Source organism: Pseudomonas sp. NPDC086112 (genome assembly GCF_044746425.1).
Lineage (GTDB): Bacteria > Pseudomonadota > Gammaproteobacteria > Pseudomonadales > Pseudomonadaceae > Aquipseudomonas.
This window is the reverse complement of record NZ_JBIVCD010000005.1, coordinates 116,121-133,520: the sequence shown is the minus strand read 5'-3', so window position 1 is coordinate 133,520 and position 17,400 is coordinate 116,121. Positions and strand designations below refer to the sequence as shown.

Here is a 17,400-nt window from a genome sequence, read left to right as displayed (position 1 = left end):
GTCAGATCCCCAACTCTTGACGCTGGCGCTTCAAGTGCTCCGGCATCTCTTTGTAGACGTCTTCGAACATGGTCGCGGCGCTCGGAATCTGGCCGCCGGCGAGGGTGCCGTACTGCTCGGCTTCTTTCTGCGCGGCGATCACTTCGGCTTCCAGCTCGGCGCTGACCGCGACGTGTTCCTCTTCGGACCACTGACCGATTTTGATCAGGTGCTGCTTGAGGCGCGCAATCGGGTCGCCCAACGGGAAGTGGCTCCAGTCGTCGGCAGGACGGTATTTGGATGGATCATCGGACGTCGAGTGCGGGCCGGCGCGGTAGGTGACCCATTCGATCATGGTCGGGCCGAGGTTGCGGCGCGCACGTTCGGCGGCCCAGGCAGAGGCGGCGTACACCGCGACAAAATCGTTGCCATCGACCCGCAGGGAGGCAATGCCGCAACCGACGCCGCGTCCGGCGAAAGTAGTGGCTTCACCACCGGCAATCGCCTGGAACGTCGAGATCGCCCACTGGTTGTTGACCACGTTGAGGATCACCGGCGCACGGTAGACGTGGGCGAAGGTGAGGGCGGTGTGGAAGTCCGATTCAGCGGTAGCACCGTCGCCGATCCAGGCCGAGGCGATTTTGGTATCGCCCTTGATCGCCGAGGCCATGCCCCAGCCCACGCCTTGTACGAATTGGGTGGCGAGGTTGCCGGAAATGGTGAAGAAACCGGCGTCCTTGACCGAGTACATGATCGGCAGTTGACGGCCCTTGAGCGGATCGCGCTCGTTGGACAGCAGTTGGCAGATCAGGTCGACCAGCGGCACGTCGCGGGCCATGAGGATGCTTTGTTGACGGTAGGTGGGGAAGCACATGTCGTCGATGTTCAAGGCCAGGGCCTGGGCGCTGCCGATGGCTTCTTCGCCAAGGCTTTGCATGTAGAACGACATTTTTTTCTGACGCTGGGCGACCACCATGCGGTTGTCGAAAATCCGCGTCTTGAGCATGGCGCGCATGCCTTTACGCAGGATCTCGACTGGCACGCCTTCAGCCCATGGGCCGAGGGCATTGCCTTGGTCGTCGAGCACGCGAATCAGGCCTTTGGCCAGATCAGCCGTGTCGGCCGGTTCAACGTCGATTGGGGGTTTGCGCACCAAGCCTGCGTCAGTCAGATGCAGGTAGGAGAAGTCGGTTTTGCAGCCGGGGCGGCCCGAAGGTTCGGGAACGTGCAGGCGCAGCGGTTCGTACGCTTGGTTCATGGCTTCTACGCTCGATCTTGTGAATTTCTTGTAGTGAGCTGGCAGTCATTCTTCGATAAAAGAAATCTTGTCCTACAACAATCATAGGCCGGGCCCAGAAGAATATTTCTCTCTGTTTCGTTGCGCTTGAGGTCATTTGAGGATAAAAATTCTGCATAAACATAAAAAGCAGGTGGTTTTGTCTCATGCGCAAACTGGACCGTACCGACATCGGCATTCTCAACAGCCTTCAGGAGAACGCGCGCATCACCAACGCCGACCTCGCGCGCTCGGTGAACCTGTCGCCGACGCCCTGCTTCAATCGGGTCAAGGCGATGGAAGAATTAGGGCTGATTCGTGAGCAAGTGACCCTGCTCGATGCCGACCTGCTGGGGCTGCATGTGAATGTGTTCATTCACGTCAGCCTGGAGAAACAGGTGGAGGAGGCGTTGCAGCATTTCGAAGAGGCGATCTCGGATCGCCCGGAAGTGATGGAGTGCTATTTGATGGCCGGCGACCCGGATTACCTGATCCGCGTACTGGTGCCGACCATTCAGTCGTTGGAGCGCTTCATGATGGACTTTTTGACCAAGGTACCGGGGGTGGCGAACATCCGTTCGAGCTTTGCGCTCAAGCAGGTGCGGTATAAGACGGCGTTGCCGTTGCCGGCGAATGGGTTGACCCTGGCCAATTGAAGATCGCAGTTGTAGCAGCTGTCGAGCACCGCGAGGCAGCGTTCGGCGGCGAAGCCGTCGTAACCCACCCAACGCGGTTTCCCGGAAAGAACGCGGTTGCAGGTTTTGCGACGGCTGCGCCGCCGAACGCTGCCTCGCGGTGCTCGACAGCTGCTACGGGACTAGAGTTGATTCAGGGGAATCTTCAGGTAAGTCACGCCATTCTCTTCCGCCGGCGGCAAATTCCCCGCCCGCACATTCACCTGAATCGCCGGCAGCAACAGCGTCGGCATGCACAATCCGGCATCGCGCTGGGTGCGCATGGCGACGAAGGCGGCCTCATCAATGCCATCGTGAATATGGATGTTGCTTTTGCGCTGCTCGCCAACCGTGCTCTGGCATTGCGGGGCGCGGCCCGGGGGCGGGTAATCGTGGCAGACGTAGAGGCGAACGCTGGCGGGGAAGGCCAGCAGTTTGTGGATCGAGGCAAACATCTGGTTGGCGTTGCCGCCAGGGAAGTCGCAACGCGCGGTGCCGACGTCCGGCATGAACAACGTATCGCCCACCAGAATCATATCGCCGTCGATCAAATAGGCCATGTCCGCCGGGGTATGGCCGGGCACATGCAGGGCTGTGGCCTTGAGATTGCCGACCCGGAATGACTCGCCCGGCGCGAACAGGTGATCGAACTGTGAACCATCGACGCTAAATCCCGGTTCAAGGTTGAACAGCGTCTTGAACACCCCCTGAACCTTGCTGATCGACTCACCGATCGCAATCTTGCCCCCCAATTCCCGACGCAGATACGGCGCCGCCGACAGGTGATCGGCATGGGCGTGGGTTTCCAGCAGCCATTGCACCTGCAACTGATGTTCGCGCACGAAGGCGATGATTTTGTCGGCCTGGACGGTCGCGGTGCGCCCGGCGGCGGGGTCGTAATCCAGCACTGGGTCGACAATCGCGCAGTGCCCGCCATCGTGCTCGTAGATCACGTAGCTGTAAGTCGACGAGGCGGGGTCGAGGAAGGCTTCAATCAACGCAGACATGGGGACGAACCTGTGGAAAGGGGCGGGAGGACAATAACCGGTTGCAACACTTTATGTTTAAACATAATGTCCGCAGCTTAAGTGACGTCGAAGGCATCCTGCAAATGCAATCCAGTCTGACCGAATGTGAAGTCGCCCAACTCCGGGCCTCGGCCTCCAAAGCTTGCGCGCTGCTCAAGGCTTTGGCCAACGAGGACCGCCTGCTGATTCTCTGCCAATTGACCCAGGGCGAGCGCAATGTCGGCGAACTGGAGAAAATGACCGGCGTGCGCCAGCCCACACTGTCCCAACAGCTGGGCATCCTGCGCGACGAGGGATTGGTCGCCACCCGTCGTGAAGGCAAGTACATATTCTATGGTTTAGCCAGTCACGAAGTGATTCAGGTGATGAAAACGCTGTCCGGCCTGTACTGCGGAGCGGTGCTGAAAAGCTGGGGCTGAGCCGCCTTTTGTAGGAGCCAGGCTTGCCGGCGAAGGCGCTCTGAAGGACGCTTTCGCCGGCAAGCCTGGCTCCTACATGTCCGGCATTAGAGCTGAACCCGGCGCCATGCGTGCAATAACAAGGAATGAATGATGAACGATCAACACTGGGGCCCATCCATCAGTGCCGACATCGTGGTAATAGGCGGCGGGACCGCCGGCATTGGTTTGGTTGCCAGCCTGCTGAAACGCGATCCTGGTTTAAACATCACCGTCATCGAACCCGACAGCCAGCATTACTACCAACCGGCGTGGACGCTGGTCGGCGGTGGTGCTTACTCGGTGAAAAACACCGCGCGCCCGATGTCCTCAGTGATGCCGCGCCAGGCCACCTGGTTGCAGGCGTGCGTGACTGACATCGCCCCCGACAGCAAACAGCTGACCCTCGACGATGGCCGCACCGTCAGTTACCAGAACCTCGTGGTCTGCCCCGGTTTGCGCCTGGCCTGGGAGAAAATCGAAGGCTTGCAGGACACCCTCGGCCAGAACGGCGTGACCTCCAATTACAGCTATCGGCACGCGGCCTACACCTGGGAACTGGTCCGGGGATTGCGCGGCGGTAAAGCGATCTTCACTCAGCCAGCGGTACCGATCAAATGCGCCGGTGCGCCGCAGAAAGCCTTGTACTTGTCCTGCGATCACTGGCGTAAAACCGGCGTTCTGAACAAATTCGACGTCGAGTTCAATCTGGCCGGCGCTGCGTTGTTCGGTGTGGCGACATTCGTGCCGCCGCTCATGAAGTACATCGAAAAGTACAACGCCCGGCTGGCCTTCAATTCCAATCTGGTCAAGGTTGACGGGCCATCGAAAACCGCGTGGTTCGAGGTCAAGGACGCTGCAGGTGTCGTGACCGTACAAGAAAAAACCTTCGACCTGCTGCACGTCGTACCGCCTCAGGTCTCGCCGGATTTCATCCGCCAAAGCCCGTTGGCCGATGCCGCTGGCTGGTGCGAAGTGAACCCGCACAGCCTGCAACACGTGCGCTATGCGGATGTGTTCGCGTTGGGCGATGTCTGTTCCACCAGCAACGCGAAAACTGCCGCCGCCGCGCGCAAGCAGATCGTGGTGGTGGCGCAAAACCTGCTGGCCCTGCGCAAGCAACAGCCGTTGCCACTCAAGTACGACGGCTACGGTTCCTGCCCGCTGACGGTGGAGAAGGGCAAGGTGATTCTCGCCGAGTTCGGTTACGCCGGTAAGTTGTTGCCGACCTTTCCCCTCGACCCGACGGTGGCGCGCCGTTCAGCCTGGTTCCTCAAGGCGACCTTGCTGCCGTGGTTCTACTGGAATGGCCTGCTCAAGGGCCGTGAATGGCTGACCCATCTGTCCAAGGTTGACTGAGAGAACCCTATGTTGCTGGCCAGTTTTTTCGGCGTTGTCATGGGTCTGGTGCTGGGTTTGACCGGTGCTGGTGGCGGTATTCTTGCGGTGCCGGCCCTGGTGCTGGGGCTGGGTTTGACCATGACCCAAGCGGCGCCCGTCGCCTTGTTCGCGGTGGGCAGTGCGGCGGCGATCGGTGCGATCGACGGTTTGCGCCATGGCCTGGTGCGCTATCGCGCCGCGTTGTTGATTGCACTGCTGGGCGCGGTATTTTCGCCGGTGGGCATCTACTTCGCCCATCAGTTGCCGGAAAAGATCCTGATGGTTCTGTTCAGTCTGCTGATGGTCATGGTGGCCTGGCGGATGCTGCGCCGGGAAAAGCCCGACGATGGCCCGAGCGATCACGGCCACGCCAACTGGGGCCAGAAGAACTGCATGCTCGATCAGCAGACCGGGCGTTTTTCCTGGACCGCCAAATGCACCGCCACCCTGGCGGCACTCGGCGCGGTGACCGGTGTGGTCTCGGGGCTGCTCGGGGTCGGTGGCGGCTTTCTGATTGTGCCGGCGTTCAAGCAACTGACCGATGTGCAGATGCGCGGCATCGTCGCCACGTCGTTGATGGTGATCAGCCTGATCTCGGTGATCGGCGTGATCGGCGCATTTCATGCCGGGGTGCGGATCGATGGTTTGGGCGGGGCGTTCATTGTTGCCAGCATCGTCGGGATGATCCTCGGTCGAAAACTCTGCGCGCGGGTGCCGGCCCGAGGGCTGCAGATCGGCTTCGCCAGCGTCTGCGTGGTGATTGCCGTTTACATGCTGTTCAGGGCGAGTTTCTGACCGATAGCCTCCGGGCTTGTCGGCGAGGGCGGACTGAAGGACGCCTTCGCCGGCAAGCCTGGCTCCTACAAAAAGCGGCACCTGGGGTGCATAGGCCTACACCCTAAGTTCCGAGCCTTGCCGACCAGCGGTCTTACGCCGAATTTGCCGCGCGCTACCCGCCAGTCCAAAGCAGCTCACAACCGCCCCCAAGGCAGCGTATGACGCCGCCGGTCCACTTTCGATAATCGCCTCCGACATCAAGTCCCCCGTTGCGGAGCGCGTCATGCACAACAATAAGAACTTCAAGCATCGTTTCTTGCCGGCCTTCATCGCCAGCCTGTCGTCCTTTGGCCTGAGCTCAATGGCCGAGGCCGAGATCATGCTGTACGACAAGGACCAGACCACGTTCTCCACGGATGGCTACATCAACGCCTTCTACGTGAACAGTGACGTGGACCGGGCCGGCGAGCAGTACGACCGGCGCCAGGCCCGGGTGAAGATGGGATTTCTGCCCAACTACCTGGGCTTCAACATGGGCAAGCAGGTCGATGACCTCAAGCTCGGCGCCCGCGCCTCGTTCTGGGTGACCATCAACGACAGCGAAACCAACGGCACCGACACCGCCATCGACGTGCGGCAGTTCTATGGCACGGTAGCCAATCCAGAGTGGGGCGAGGTGCTGATCGGTAAGGACTTCGGCCTGTTTGCCCGCTCCAACATCCTGCTCGACGAATTACTCGCCGGTTATGGTCAGGTCAGCGATACGTTGGGCCTGGTGGACGGCGGCGGGGTGTCGTTCGGCAACATCGGCAGCGGCTACCCGTACCCGTTCCCGACGTCGCAGATTACCTATCGCACCCCGGTGATGGATGGCTTACGGGTAGCGGTCGGGATCATGGACCCGGTCGACACCAACGACAGCAGCGCGACGGGCAAGGCGTATCAGGAGAACCCGCGCACCGAGAGCGAGATCACCTATCAGTTCGACGTCGGCGGGGCGAAGATTTACAGCTGGCTCAACGGAAGCTACCAGACTTCGGACAACACCGATTCCAGCGTCGAGTCCGTCACCTCCAAAGGCGTCGGCTACGGCGTGCAGGCGAAGATGGGCGGGCTGTCGCTGACCGGCTCCGGCTTCCAGGCCAAGGGCATCAACCCGTTCTTCACCAACAACGCCGGCGAACCGACCCTGCGCAATGTCGACAGCGATGGTTACCTGTTGCAGGGCTCCTACAAACTGGGCAAGAACCGCTTGGCCCTGTCTTACGGCAAGACCGAGGACGACGGCAACGGCGTGGTCGGCAGCGGTGCCGATTACGAGACCCGCGGCATTGCACTGTTCCATGACGTCAACGACAACCTGAAGCTGGTGGCCGAGTACAACCAGTTCGAAATCAATGGCCACGACACCTCGGCCCAGAATGAAGACACCGATACGTTTGCGGTGGGGGCGGTGTTGACCTGGTAACGCAAATCCTTTGTAGGAGCGAGGCTTGCCCGCGAAAGCGGTGTGTCAGTCGACATTAATGTTGAATGTGACGGCCTCTTCGCGGGCAAGCCTCGCTCCTACGGGGGAATGTGCTGTTTTGCAGATGCCATCCGGCTCTCATCCCATCGAACCACCCACCCACTACCCAAGTAGCATTCGCCGCCCCCCGCAGGCTTCGTACACTCGTGCCTCATACAGGCGCACCGGCGAGGGGCGAGGATGGAGCAGGTTCAGAACGACGGTGTGGTCAGTGGCATGTCCCAGGCCACCGATGCCCAGCAAGCGGCTCAGGATCTGGCGCGACAACTCTTGCACCCGCACTTGGGTTTCGTGCTGTTCTTCTGTTCCGCCGAGTACGACTTGCAGGCGCTGGGGCAGGCGTTGCAACAGAGCTTCGGCGGCATTCGTCTGGTGGGCTGCACCAGTGCCGGGGAGATCACCCCCCAAGGCTATGGCCGCAGCTGCGTGACGGCGGTGGGCTTCGATCATCGGCACTTTTCCATCTCCACCGAACTGATCGACGAGATGGAGCATTTCAGCCTGATCGATGCCCAGCAAATGGTCGAGCGACTGGTCAGCGGCTGTCGCAGCAACACCCTGGCACCGATCAAGGGCAACAGCTTTGCCCTGACCCTGCTCGATGGCTTGTCCAGCCGTGAAGAAATGGTTCTGGCGGCCTTGAGCGCGGCGTTGGGCGACATTCCGCATTTCGGCGGATCGGCCGGCGACGACAACTACCTGACCCACACCCACGTGTATTTCGGCGGCGAGTTTCACAGCGGCGCGGCGGTGGTGGTGCTGGTCAATACCTGGCTGGACTTCGAAGTCTTCACCACCCACCACATCCTGCCCAGGGCCGAGAAACTGGTGGTTACCGCTGCCGACAGCACCTCGCGCCGGGTGTTCGAACTGAATGCCGAACCCGCCGCCGAGGAATACGCCCGGCACATCGGCGTAGCCGTGGCCGACCTCGACTATCGGATCTTTGCCGCGCACCCGTTGGCGGTGCGAATCAACGATCAGTATTACGTGCGGGCGATCCAGCAGGTTCATCCGGACCTGAGCCTGAGTTTCTATTGCGCGGTGGAAAACGGCATCGTCCTCACCGTCATGACCCCCGGCCCCATGCTGCCAAATCTGCAAAGCCTGTTCGATGGTTTGCAGGAGCGTCTCGGGGACCTGTTGCTGACCATCGGCTGCGACTGTTTTCTCAGGCGTCTGGAACTGGAAGACGGCGGCAATCTCGAGCAGATCGGCGCGTTTCTGCGGGAGCAGCGGGTGATGGGTTTCAACACCTACGGAGAACAGTTCAATGGCATGCACATCAACCAGACCTTCACCGGGGTTGCCATTGCCCGAGGCCGCTCCCCTGGACAGCGCTGACCTGCAGGCGCAGATCGCCAGCCTGCGCCACGAAAACCACAAACTGCAGCGCATCAATGGCGCGCTGATCGAGCGCATCGAATCCGGCATCACCCGGGGCAACGACCCCTACGCGGCGTTCCAGCATTCGGTGGTGCTGGCCGAACAGGTGCGTGAGCGCACCGATGCCCTGAACCAGGCCATGGCCGAACTCAAGGCCGGCAATCATTTGCTCAGTGAGGCACGGCTGCGGGCCGAAACCGCCCATCAACACTTGATCGACGCCATCGAAAGTATTTCCGACGCCTTTGTATTGTTCGATGCCGAGCAGCGGATCGTGTTGTTCAACAGCCGCTTCAAGGCGTTCTGGGGCAACAGTCGGGTGCGGATCAACGCCGGCATGCGCCTGCGCGAGGTCAAACGGTTGATGACCGCGACCGGACTGTTCAGCGAAGAACCCCGCGGGCATGCCGACGAAAACCTGCTCTATCGCCTGCACAACGGCCGCTGGCTGCAAGTCAGCGAACGGCCGACTCAGGAAGGCGGGCGGGTGATCCTGTTCACCGACATTACCGACGTCAAACTCAGCGAAACCCTGCGCCGCGAGCAGGCGGTGGCGCAGAAGTCGCACTTGTTACAACGGGCGGTCGACAACCTGTCCCAAGGCGTGGCGATGGTCAACGCCGAGGGCATTCTGGAACTGTGGAACCGGCGCTTCCTGGAACTCAGCGGCCTGGCCCCGGTGGCGGCTCATCGACCGTTCGCCGAAGTGATTGCCGACAGCGAACTGAACCTGCTGACCCCGGCCAGTCGCGACCCGAACGGGCGGCACGTGCAGGAATGCGAGCAGCGCCTCTACGATGGCCGGGTGCTGGAAATCCGCACCCATCCGTTGCCTACCGGCGGTTTCGTCAACACCTTCACCGACATCACCGAACGCTACCAGCACGCCGAAGCGCTCAGCGAAAGCGAGCGATGGATTCGCCTGATCACCGACCATGTGCCGGCGCTGATCGCTTACTTGAATGCCGATCTGGTCTATGAATTCACCAACAAAGTCTACGAAGAATGGTACTGCTGGCCCCGGGGCGTGATGCTCGGGCAGAGCCTGCGCGAAGTTCACAGTGAACAGCATTACCAACGCCTGGAAGCCTACGTGGCCCGGGCCCTGGCCGGCGAGAGCGTGACGTTCGAGTTTGCCGAAACCAATATCAACAATCAGGAGCGCTACATGCTGCGCTCCTACGTGCCCAATCGCCTGGCCACCGGGGAAGTGGTGGGGATTTTCGTGTTGATCCGCGACATCACCGAGCGCCGCCGTACCGCCGAAGCGCTGCATCAGGCCTATCAGAACCTTGAATTGCGGGTGCGTGAACGCACCACCGAACTGACCACCCTCAATGACCAATTACTGCGCGAAATCGAAGAACGCCGCCGGGTGGAGTCACGCTTGCGCGAGGCCAAGCTCGAGGCCGAGCAGGCCAACCTGTCGAAGACCAAGTTTCTTGCGGCGGTCAGCCACGATCTGCTGCAACCGCTGAATGCCGCGCGGTTGTTTACCAGTGCCTTGCTGGAGCGCCGGGAGCCGGTGGCCAACGAGACTCTGGTGCGCAACGTGAGCAATTCCCTGGAAGACGTGGAAAACCTGCTGGGCACGCTGGTGGACATTTCCAAACTCGATGCCGGGGTGATCAAGGCCGACATTGCGCCATTCGCCCTCAGCGAATTGCTGGAAAACCTCGCCGCGGAATACACCCAAGTGGCCCGCAGCGAAGGCCTCGAGCTGCATTTCATCCCCTGTTCGGCGTTGGTGCGCAGCGACATTCAGTTGCTCGCGCGGATTCTGCGTAATCTGCTGAGCAATGCCATTCGCTACACCTACAGCGGGCGCGTGGTGCTTGGTTGCCGACGTCATCACCAGCGGCTGACCATCGAAGTCTGGGACAGCGGCATGGGCATTGCCGAAAACCGTCTGGAGGAGATTTTTCAGGAGTTCAAACGCGGTGACGTGCAGCGTCCCGATCAGGATCGCGGCTTGGGGCTGGGCCTGGCGATCGTCGAGAAAATCGCGCGCATTCTCGGCCACAGGATTCATGTGCGTTCGTGGCCGGGCAAGGGCTCGATGTTTTCCGTCGAAGTGCCGTTGAGTGCCACGGCGCCCAAGGCGTTGCCGAACCTGCTGATGAGCGAACCGATGCTCGAGCGCCTACGCGGTGCACGGGTGTGGGTGCTGGACAACGACGCGGCGATTTGCGCGGGGATGCGCACCTTGCTCGAAGGTTGGGGCTGCCGGGTGATCACGGCGCTGTCGGAAGAGGACCTGGCGCGGCAAGTGGATAATTATCACGACGAAGCCGACCTGCTGATCGCCGACTATCACCTGGATGACGAGAAGAATGGTGTCGACGCCGTGGCCCGCATCAACGCCCGTCGCGCTTCAGCGATCCCGGCAATGATGATCACCGCCAACTACAGCAACGAACTCAAACAGCAGATCCGCGAACTGGGCCACACCCTGATGCACAAACCGGTGCGGCCGATGAAACTCAAGACGGCGATGAGTCATTTGCTTGGTCGGCCTTGAGGTGATCGTCTGATCGTTCCCACGCTCTGCGTGGGAATGCCTCAATGGACGCTCTGCGTCCGCTCTTGGGACGCGGAGCGTCCCGGGCTGCATTCCCACGCGGAGCGTGGGAACGATCGATTGTGAGTCTCAGCGCCGTAAATACGACCCGAAATCAATATCCCCGGCACTCAAAATCGCCTGCACCCGATTGTGCACATTGAGTTTGCGCAATATCGCCGAGACGTGGGCCTTGACCGTGGTTTCGGCGATTTCCAGGGTGTAGGCGATCTGTTTGTTCGATTCGCCCTTGGTCATGCGCTCAAGCACCAGCAGTTGTTTGCGGGTCAGTGCCTGGAGCAATTCGGGCGGGAAGCTCGGGGTGTCATTCATCCGGCGATGAGTGCCGCTTTTCTGCGTGCGGATGATGTCCGGCGGCAGGTACACATTGCCGTTGAGAATCTGCTGGATGGCTTCGGTCATCTGCACCCGAGGCGAGGACTTGGTGATGAAGCCCACCGCGCCATAGGTGATGGCTTGCAGCACGATTTGCTTGTCCTGTTCGGCCGAAACGATCACTACCGGAATGGTTGGCGCCTCGTTGCGCAGGTTGATCAGGCCATTGAGGCCGTGCATGCCGGGCATGTTCAGGTCCAGCAGGATCAGGTCCAGGTCGTCGTGTTCCTGGGTCAGGGCCAGGGCACTGTCGAGGTCGGCGGTTTCCATGACCTCGCTGCCGGGGAAACCGTCGCTGATGACGTTATGAATGGCTTCGCGAAACAGCGGGTGATCGTCGGCAATCAGAATTTTGTACATGGCCTTTCACCTCATTATTTTTGATTCGGGTGTGGCAACAACACGCAGCGCTCACGTCAGGGAAAGGGCTCGGGCTTTGCCTGCGTCACGGGCAGATTTGCCGCTTGCCAGGCATCCAGTCCGTCGCGGTACCAATACAGTGTTTTATAGCCCATGGACGCGGCGCGTTTCACCGCGTTCCAGCTCAACCAGCAATCGGAGCGGCAGTAAAAGACCAACGGTCGCGTCAGGTCGCCCGCCGTCAATTGCTGCAGGTGGCGCGCGAAATAATCCTGCCACGGGGGCGTCAGGTCACCGTCACCGGTATTGGCCAGCCAATGGCTGCCGGGCAGGTTTTCATGGGCCTCATCTTCGATGAAACGGCCTTGCAGCCATTGCCGGCGGTAGACATCGATCAGCAGCGGATGGGGCGTCTGCTTGAGCAGGTTTTGCAGGGCAGGCGTGTCGATGATACTCGCGCCCTGAAGCTGAGTCGGGGTTGGGCTGCGGTATAGACCGATGCGATAACCTTCGGCGGAGAACAGCGCTGTTTCAGCCTTCGCAACGCCCAGCAACAGGCTCAACGACAGTGCGGCGAGAGAAGGGCACAGCAGAACACGTTGTGCACGCGGCATGGGGTTCAGTCCTTATAGTTATGAACCCATTACATGCCAGTAGCGGTGCGTTGTGAATGCGACGATAGACAGGTAAACCAGTACTAAAGTAGTAATTTGTCTGGTTTTATGGGACCCGCGTCGTACACCAATGCTGTGTTCAATGAAGATCCAATGTGGGAGCGGGCTTGCTCGCGAAAGCGGTGTGCCGGTCGACAGAGATGTTGAATGTACTGGCCTCTTCGCGAGCAAGCCCGCTCCCACAGGGGAATGTGTTGTCAGTTGGTTTTGCGCAAGGTTTGCTCCCACACTGAATAGTGTGTGAACACAAAATCTGTGAACACCAGATCAACTGTGGGAGCGGGCTTGCTCGCGAAAGCGGTGTGCCAGTCGACAGAGATGTTGAATGTACTGGCCTCTTCGCGAGCAAGCCCGCTCCCACAGGGGGAATTGTGTTGTCAGTTGGTTTTGCGCAGGGCCGCATGCTGGGGGTTGAAGGTGAGTACGGCGAGCAGAGTGAATATCAGTGTCAGCCCCGTACATACCGCCAGCGCCACCAGGTTGAAGCGTTCATACAGCGCAAACCGCACCAGTTCCACTGCATGGGTGAACGGGTTCAAGGCGCACAGCCAATACAACCACTCGCTGGACTCGCGCATTTTCCACAGCGGATACAGCGCCGACGACAGGAAAAACAGCGGGAAGATCACGAAGTTCATCACCCCGGCAAAGTTCTCCAACTGGCGGATGGCGTTGGACAGCAACAGGCCCAGCGCGCTGAGCATCAACGCCACCAGCAGCAATGCCGGCAAGGCCAGCAACAAACCCATGGCCGGCGGTTGCACACCGTACAGCCAGGCAATCGCCAGAAAGGCATACACCTGCAACAGTGAAATCAGCGACGTCGCCAGCAATTTGCTGCACAGCAGGAAGGTCCGGGGCAGGGGGCTGGTCAGCAGCACGCGCATGCTGCCCATCTCCCGGTCGTAGACCATCGACAGCGAACCTTGCATGCCGTTGAACAACAGGATCATGCAGGCCAGGCCCGGGATGATGTAAACCTCATAGGGAATGTAGGTGTCGTAGGGCTCGATGATGGCGATGCCGAGTGCCGCGCGAAAACCGGCAGCGAACACCAGCAGCCACAACAACGGCCGCACCAAAGCGCTGAGAAACCGCGTGCGCTGCAACACAAAACGCAGCCATTCGCGCAGTACGATACCGCTGAAACATTGCCAGTAGGCGTTCATTGGGCGGCTCCTGAAGTCGTCAGTCGAGTGAAGGCCGAACCGAGGTCGCCGCCATGTTCCAGGCTCAACGCCTCAGCCTGTCCGCTGGCCACCAACCGCCCTTGGTGCAGAATCAGCAAGTCGTCCCTGGGCTGCACTTCATCCAGCAAATGAGTGGTCCAGAGCACGCTGATGGTGTGCTCGCGGCACAGGCTGCGGATGTGTTGGTTGAGCGCCAGGCGACTGGCCGGATCGAGGCCGACGCTGGCCTCGTCGAGCAGCAACAGGCTTGGCTCGTGCAACAACGCACGGGCGATTTCCACCCGGCGGCGATGGCCGCCATTGAGCTCGCGTACCCGTTCGCGACGGCGCTCGGTCAGGGCCTGGCGTGCCAGTTCGGCGTCGACTCGCAGGTTGGTCTGGCGCCGGGACAGGCCATGCAGCGCGGCGTGATAACGCAGGTTTTGCTCAACACTGAGGTCCAGATCCAAAGTGCTTTGCTGAAACACCACACCCAATTGCTTGAGCGCCGGACGTGCCGAGGTGCGCAAGGAGCAGCCGCCGACCCGAATATCACCGCGCTGCACATCATAAAGGCGGGTGAGCAGCGCAATCAGCGTCGACTTGCCCGCGCCGTTCGGTCCCAACAGCGCCGCAAAACGCCCCGCTGCCAGATTGAAACTCACCTGACGCAAGGCCTCGCGCGCGCCGTAAGCGAAACTCAGGTCGCTGACTTCAAGGGCGTTCATGGTGTCACCACCACGCCCCACGGATAGCGCCCGACTTTCACCGATTTAGTGACCTTGAGGCTGTCGACATCGATCACCGATACGTCGCCGCTGACGCCATTGGTGGCCAGCAATTGCCGTTGATCCGGGGTAAACGACATCTGCCAGACCCGTCGGCCCACCAACAGGTAATCAAGGATCTCGAAGGTCTTGGCGTCGATCACCGCCACATGATTGGCCGGGCCGAGGGCGACGAAACCGTACTTGCCGTCGGCGCTGAGTTTGATCCCCACCGGCTGGACTTTGTCCGGGTGCACGCCTTTGATCTGGAAGGTCAGGGTCTTGAGTACCTTGCGGCTGGCGACGTCGAGAATCGTCACCGTGCCGCCGATTTCCGCCGAGGCCCAGAGCTGCGAGCCATCGGGATTGAATTCGACGAAACGCGGCCGCTGATCGACCAGGGTGTTGTCGGCCAGGGTCTGAGTGCTGGTGTCGATCCAGTGCAGCATGTTAGTGGTTTCACTGGTGTTCACCGCCCACTTGCCGTCGGGGCTGACGGCCATGCCTTCGGGCTCGACGCCGACGTTGATCTGCCCGAGTACTTTGGAGGTTTCGGTGTCGATCACCGTCACCAGCGCATCGTCCTCGTTGGAGACGTACAGCCAGCGATTGTTGGGGTGCAGGGCGAATTGCTCGGGGTCTTTGCCGGAGGGCAGTTCCTTGATGATCTTGCGCGTGGCGATGTCCATCACCTGGACCCGATCCGAATCACTGGCGCAGATGTACAGCAGCGTGTTGTCGTGGGACAGCAACAGGCCGCGCGGGCGCTGGCCGACGGGCAGGGTCTCGGTGACTTGCAGGGTCTGCATATCGATCAGGCTCAGGCTGTTGTCCTTTTCGTTGGAGACCCAGGCGGTGCTGGCAGCGGCGTGCCCGGCGGCGAGCAGCAGGGCCCAGGAAAGCAGGGCACAGGAAAGCAGGGTGCGGCGCATGGCAGATTCCTTATTGTTGTTGTCGAAAAAAAAGGATCAGAGAAAGCGGCAGCGGACCTCGGCTTTGTCGTAACCCAGGCTGTCCATTTCGTTGACGGGGTGCAGGAAACCGTCTTGCGGCGAGGTGCTGACCAGCGCCCGGGGTTGCACGATGGGGATCGGCTGGCGCAACTGACCGTTCCACGGCCGATAACTGAGCTTGCGACCCTTGAAGCCGTCCAGCGGCAATTGATCGCTGATCTCAAGCGTACGAATCGCCATGGCATCAGCCTGACGCAGTTTGCCCACCGCACTGGCGATGCTGCGTACGGCAATCCACGCGGCGAAATCCCGGTCGTTCATCCAGCGCCCGGCCACGGCTTCGAAGCGTTTCTGCAACTGCGCGGCGCCGTAGGTTTCCACGGTCTTGTGCCAGCCCACCGGGGTCAGGCCCTGGGTGCCGGCGACCGGCCGTGGATACCAGGTCTGGTAGGGCACGTACTCGCCGAAGTCGCCGCGTTCATCGGCCACCAGCACCACGTCGTACTCGGCGGTCTGGGTGAACAGCGGCATGTCGGCCTGGGCGCTGCGCCGCTGATCGTTATCAAAGCTCCAGGCTTTCTCCGCCACCAGTTGCAGGCCGAAGCGTTTGGCCGCCCGGCGCAGGGCGGCGGCATAGGCTTGATCGTCCGCGGTCGGGCCGACGATCAGCAGCGCCCGCTGCCATTTGCGCAGCACCAGAAATTGCGCCAGCGCATCGGCCAGCATCGCGCGGCTTGGCAGGCTGTGCAGCACGTTCGGCAAGCAATCGGTGCTGCGCAGGCTGTCATCCGCGCTGCCGGCATTGAACAGCAAGCTATCGGGTAGCACGGCGCTGAGTCGGCGCAGGGTCTGCGCCGGTGCATTCACCACAAACAGGCGCAGGCCTTGTTCGTATTGGGCTTTGGCCGCTTCGATCAGCGCATCCGGATTGTCGACGCTGGCGCTGACCAGGCTGTAGCTGTGGTTGAGAAAGCGCCCGGTACTGTTGCTGTCGGTGATCGCCAGTTCGGCGCCGCGCAGGCCGGCATCGGTCGGTTCGGGAATGACATTCGACAGCAACGGGCCGGGATCGGGGCGATAACCGAGGTAGCCGATCTGCACTTGCAGCGGTGCATCCGCCGCCTGAGTCTGGGTCGCCACCCCGGCGGCGCAGGCAATCGCCAACAGGTAGATCAAGGCGTAAGGGGCGAGCTGGCGCATAAAGGCACTCCATCACAGGTAGCGTCAGCATAGGAACCCTGGACGGGCGGGGAAATATGCAGAAAGTACCGATGGGCCAGTACCAAGGTAGTAACTCACCCCGGGCGGCGCGGTTTTAGCATGGATTGCAACGGCCATCACTCAAGGGGGGAGATTGACCATGCGAATTCTCAAAGCACTGCTCCTGCCGTTTTTGCTGATCCTGACCCTGATCGGCATCGACAAGCTGCACGGCGCCCGCCCCGTATTGGTTGGGCCTGCGCCACAAGCCCTACTACCAAGGGAGTAGGCCGCGGCCACCAAAGCAGCATGGGGTTGGCGCAAAGCCGTTCCTAAGATGGGTGCCATAGCCTCTTCAAAGAGGTTTTGCGTGCAATCTTGAGGGCAGAACAATGACAACAAAACGCAGCGCCTTGCTCGTTGCCGGACTGCTGGCCGGTTTCATCAACGCAGGTTCCGTCTGGGCCCACGGCAACGTGGTCCCCCAAGCCGTCGAAACCCAGGGACTGACCCCGATCAAGGATGCCGGTGTGCAGGTCGATGCCGATGGTTGGGCGGCGGCGAACCCTTACCGTTCCTCCCCGGAACGCGAAAAAGCCGTGCAAATCGGCTCTTCGGCCTACAACCAGAACTGCGCGGCCTGTCATGGCCTGGAAGCCAAGTCCGGCGGCATCGCTCCCGACTTGCGCATGCTCGACGTCGGCGAGGCCGGTGATGAATGGTTCGTCGAACGTGTGCGCCATGGCGCCGTGCGTGACGGCCGGGTGTACATGCCGAAGATGGCCGACTACCTGAGTCAGGAAGCCTTGTGGGCGGTACGCACCTACCTGGACAGCGTGCATGTCGAGGAGTGACC

General features: G+C 60.9%; 17 protein-coding genes. 9 read left to right on the top strand and 8 right to left on the bottom strand.

Annotated elements, in window-relative coordinates:
• Position 1 precedes the first annotated feature (1 nt).
• Positions 2–1,237 carry a 3-methyl-2-oxobutanoate dehydrogenase (2-methylpropanoyl-transferring) subunit alpha gene (locus ACIPLA_RS05855; RefSeq protein ID WP_007895123.1) on the bottom strand — a complete coding sequence of 412 codons (1,236 nt, stop codon included), beginning with the start codon at positions 1,235–1,237 and terminating at the stop codon, positions 2–4.
• Positions 1,238–1,422: 185 nt separating this feature from the next.
• On the opposite strand from ACIPLA_RS05855, the gene bkdR reads away from it, so the two are divergent.
• A complete protein-coding gene (bkdR, locus tag ACIPLA_RS05850; RefSeq protein WP_017339472.1) occupies positions 1,423–1,911 on the top strand; it encodes a Bkd operon transcriptional regulator BkdR in 489 nt (162 codons plus the stop codon).
• A gap of 161 nt (positions 1,912–2,072) precedes the next feature.
• Here bkdR and ACIPLA_RS05845 read toward each other — a convergent pair whose 3' ends face one another.
• Positions 2,073–2,936, bottom strand: coding sequence for an MBL fold metallo-hydrolase (locus tag ACIPLA_RS05845; RefSeq protein WP_218396401.1), 864 nt, complete (start codon positions 2,934–2,936; stop codon positions 2,073–2,075).
• A 104-nt stretch (positions 2,937–3,040) separates the two neighbouring features.
• On the opposite strand from ACIPLA_RS05845, the gene ACIPLA_RS05840 reads away from it, so the two are divergent.
• The 6 genes from ACIPLA_RS05840 (at position 3,041) to nahK (ending at position 10,986) form a co-directional block, all read left to right on the top strand.
• Positions 3,041–3,376: a helix-turn-helix transcriptional regulator gene (locus ACIPLA_RS05840; protein ID WP_026331709.1), complete on the top strand. Its 336-nt coding sequence runs from the start codon at positions 3,041–3,043 to the stop codon at positions 3,374–3,376.
• Positions 3,377–3,508: 132 nt separating this feature from the next.
• Entirely contained in the window at positions 3,509–4,753 is a 1,245-nt protein-coding gene (locus ACIPLA_RS05835) for an FAD-dependent oxidoreductase (protein ID WP_401172241.1), read from the top strand.
• Positions 4,754–4,762: 9 nt separating this feature from the next.
• Entirely contained in the window at positions 4,763–5,569 is an 807-nt protein-coding gene (locus ACIPLA_RS05830; RefSeq protein WP_401172238.1) for a sulfite exporter TauE/SafE family protein, read from the top strand.
• Positions 5,570–5,834: 265 nt separating this feature from the next.
• On the top strand, positions 5,835–7,019 hold the full coding sequence (locus tag ACIPLA_RS05825) for a porin (protein WP_401172235.1): 1,185 nt from the start codon (positions 5,835–5,837) through the stop codon (positions 7,017–7,019).
• Positions 7,020–7,259: 240 nt separating this feature from the next.
• A complete protein-coding gene (gene nosP, locus ACIPLA_RS05820) occupies positions 7,260–8,423 on the top strand; it encodes a nitric oxide-sensing protein NosP (RefSeq protein WP_401172232.1) in 1,164 nt (387 codons plus the stop codon).
• Positions 8,392–10,986, top strand: coding sequence for a hybrid sensor histidine kinase/response regulator NahK/ErcS' (gene nahK, locus ACIPLA_RS05815; protein WP_401172416.1), 2,595 nt, complete (start codon positions 8,392–8,394; stop codon positions 10,984–10,986). Before nosP ends, nahK begins: the two co-directional genes overlap by 32 nt.
• Positions 10,987–11,115: 129 nt before the next feature.
• Here nahK and ACIPLA_RS05810 read toward each other — a convergent pair whose 3' ends face one another.
• From ACIPLA_RS05810 to ACIPLA_RS05785, 6 genes are all read right to left on the bottom strand, one after another.
• On the bottom strand, positions 11,116–11,781 hold the full coding sequence (locus ACIPLA_RS05810) for a response regulator transcription factor (protein WP_008005351.1): 666 nt from the start codon (positions 11,779–11,781) through the stop codon (positions 11,116–11,118).
• Positions 11,782–11,837: 56 nt separating this feature from the next.
• Positions 11,838–12,395: a PQQ-dependent catabolism-associated CXXCW motif protein gene (locus ACIPLA_RS05805; RefSeq protein ID WP_401172228.1), complete on the bottom strand. Its 558-nt coding sequence runs from the start codon at positions 12,393–12,395 to the stop codon at positions 11,838–11,840.
• Positions 12,396–12,832: 437 nt separating this feature from the next.
• Positions 12,833–13,624 carry an ABC transporter permease gene (locus tag ACIPLA_RS05800; RefSeq protein WP_401172225.1) on the bottom strand — a complete coding sequence of 264 codons (792 nt, stop codon included), beginning with the start codon at positions 13,622–13,624 and terminating at the stop codon, positions 12,833–12,835.
• Positions 13,621–14,352 carry an ATP-binding cassette domain-containing protein gene (locus tag ACIPLA_RS05795; RefSeq protein ID WP_218396389.1) on the bottom strand — a complete coding sequence of 244 codons (732 nt, stop codon included), beginning with the start codon at positions 14,350–14,352 and terminating at the stop codon, positions 13,621–13,623. The genes ACIPLA_RS05800 and ACIPLA_RS05795 overlap by 4 nt, the downstream gene beginning before the upstream one ends.
• The gene (locus ACIPLA_RS05790) at positions 14,349–15,323 is read right to left on the bottom strand and encodes a YVTN family beta-propeller repeat protein (protein WP_218396387.1); all 975 of its coding nucleotides are present in this window, start codon (positions 15,321–15,323) and stop codon (positions 14,349–14,351) included. The genes ACIPLA_RS05795 and ACIPLA_RS05790 overlap by 4 nt, the downstream gene beginning before the upstream one ends.
• A gap of 36 nt (positions 15,324–15,359) precedes the next feature.
• Positions 15,360–16,544, bottom strand: coding sequence for an ABC transporter substrate-binding protein (locus ACIPLA_RS05785; RefSeq protein WP_401172220.1), 1,185 nt, complete (start codon positions 16,542–16,544; stop codon positions 15,360–15,362).
• A gap of 160 nt (positions 16,545–16,704) precedes the next feature.
• Here ACIPLA_RS05785 and ACIPLA_RS05780 point away from each other — a divergent pair, with 160 nt between their 5' ends.
• Both ACIPLA_RS05780 and pedF read left to right on the top strand, forming a co-directional pair.
• On the top strand, positions 16,705–16,833 hold the full coding sequence (locus ACIPLA_RS05780) for a hypothetical protein (RefSeq protein ID WP_256348746.1): 129 nt from the start codon (positions 16,705–16,707) through the stop codon (positions 16,831–16,833).
• Between the two features lie 103 nt (positions 16,834–16,936).
• Positions 16,937–17,398: a cytochrome c-550 PedF gene (gene pedF, locus ACIPLA_RS05775; RefSeq protein WP_192343615.1), complete on the top strand. Its 462-nt coding sequence runs from the start codon at positions 16,937–16,939 to the stop codon at positions 17,396–17,398.
• Positions 17,399–17,400 lie beyond the last annotated feature (2 nt).

Coding starts and splice junctions, on each gene's coding strand:
- ACIPLA_RS05800 (WP_401172225.1), bottom strand. CDS start 13,624: ATGAACGCCTACTGGCAATGTTTCAGCGGTATCGTACTGCGCGAATGG.
- ACIPLA_RS05830 (WP_401172238.1), top strand. CDS start 4,763: ATGTTGCTGGCCAGTTTTTTCGGCGTTGTCATGGGTCTGGTGCTGGGT.
- ACIPLA_RS05855 (WP_007895123.1), bottom strand. CDS start 1,237: ATGAACCAAGCGTACGAACCGCTGCGCCTGCACGTTCCCGAACCTTCG.
- ACIPLA_RS05790 (WP_218396387.1), bottom strand. CDS start 15,323: ATGCGCCGCACCCTGCTTTCCTGTGCCCTGCTTTCCTGGGCCCTGCTG.
- ACIPLA_RS05825 (WP_401172235.1), top strand. CDS start 5,835: ATGCACAACAATAAGAACTTCAAGCATCGTTTCTTGCCGGCCTTCATC.
- pedF (WP_192343615.1), top strand. CDS start 16,937: ATGACAACAAAACGCAGCGCCTTGCTCGTTGCCGGACTGCTGGCCGGT.
- ACIPLA_RS05795 (WP_218396389.1), bottom strand. CDS start 14,352: ATGAACGCCCTTGAAGTCAGCGACCTGAGTTTCGCTTACGGCGCGCGC.
- ACIPLA_RS05845 (WP_218396401.1), bottom strand. CDS start 2,936: ATGTCTGCGTTGATTGAAGCCTTCCTCGACCCCGCCTCGTCGACTTAC.
- ACIPLA_RS05780 (WP_256348746.1), top strand. CDS start 16,705: ATGCGAATTCTCAAAGCACTGCTCCTGCCGTTTTTGCTGATCCTGACC.
- ACIPLA_RS05785 (WP_401172220.1), bottom strand. CDS start 16,544: ATGCGCCAGCTCGCCCCTTACGCCTTGATCTACCTGTTGGCGATTGCC.
- ACIPLA_RS05840 (WP_026331709.1), top strand. CDS start 3,041: ATGCAATCCAGTCTGACCGAATGTGAAGTCGCCCAACTCCGGGCCTCG.
- ACIPLA_RS05810 (WP_008005351.1), bottom strand. CDS start 11,781: ATGTACAAAATTCTGATTGCCGACGATCACCCGCTGTTTCGCGAAGCC.
- ACIPLA_RS05835 (WP_401172241.1), top strand. CDS start 3,509: ATGAACGATCAACACTGGGGCCCATCCATCAGTGCCGACATCGTGGTA.
- ACIPLA_RS05805 (WP_401172228.1), bottom strand. CDS start 12,395: ATGCCGCGTGCACAACGTGTTCTGCTGTGCCCTTCTCTCGCCGCACTG.
- bkdR (WP_017339472.1), top strand. CDS start 1,423: ATGCGCAAACTGGACCGTACCGACATCGGCATTCTCAACAGCCTTCAG.
- nosP (WP_401172232.1), top strand. CDS start 7,260: ATGGAGCAGGTTCAGAACGACGGTGTGGTCAGTGGCATGTCCCAGGCC.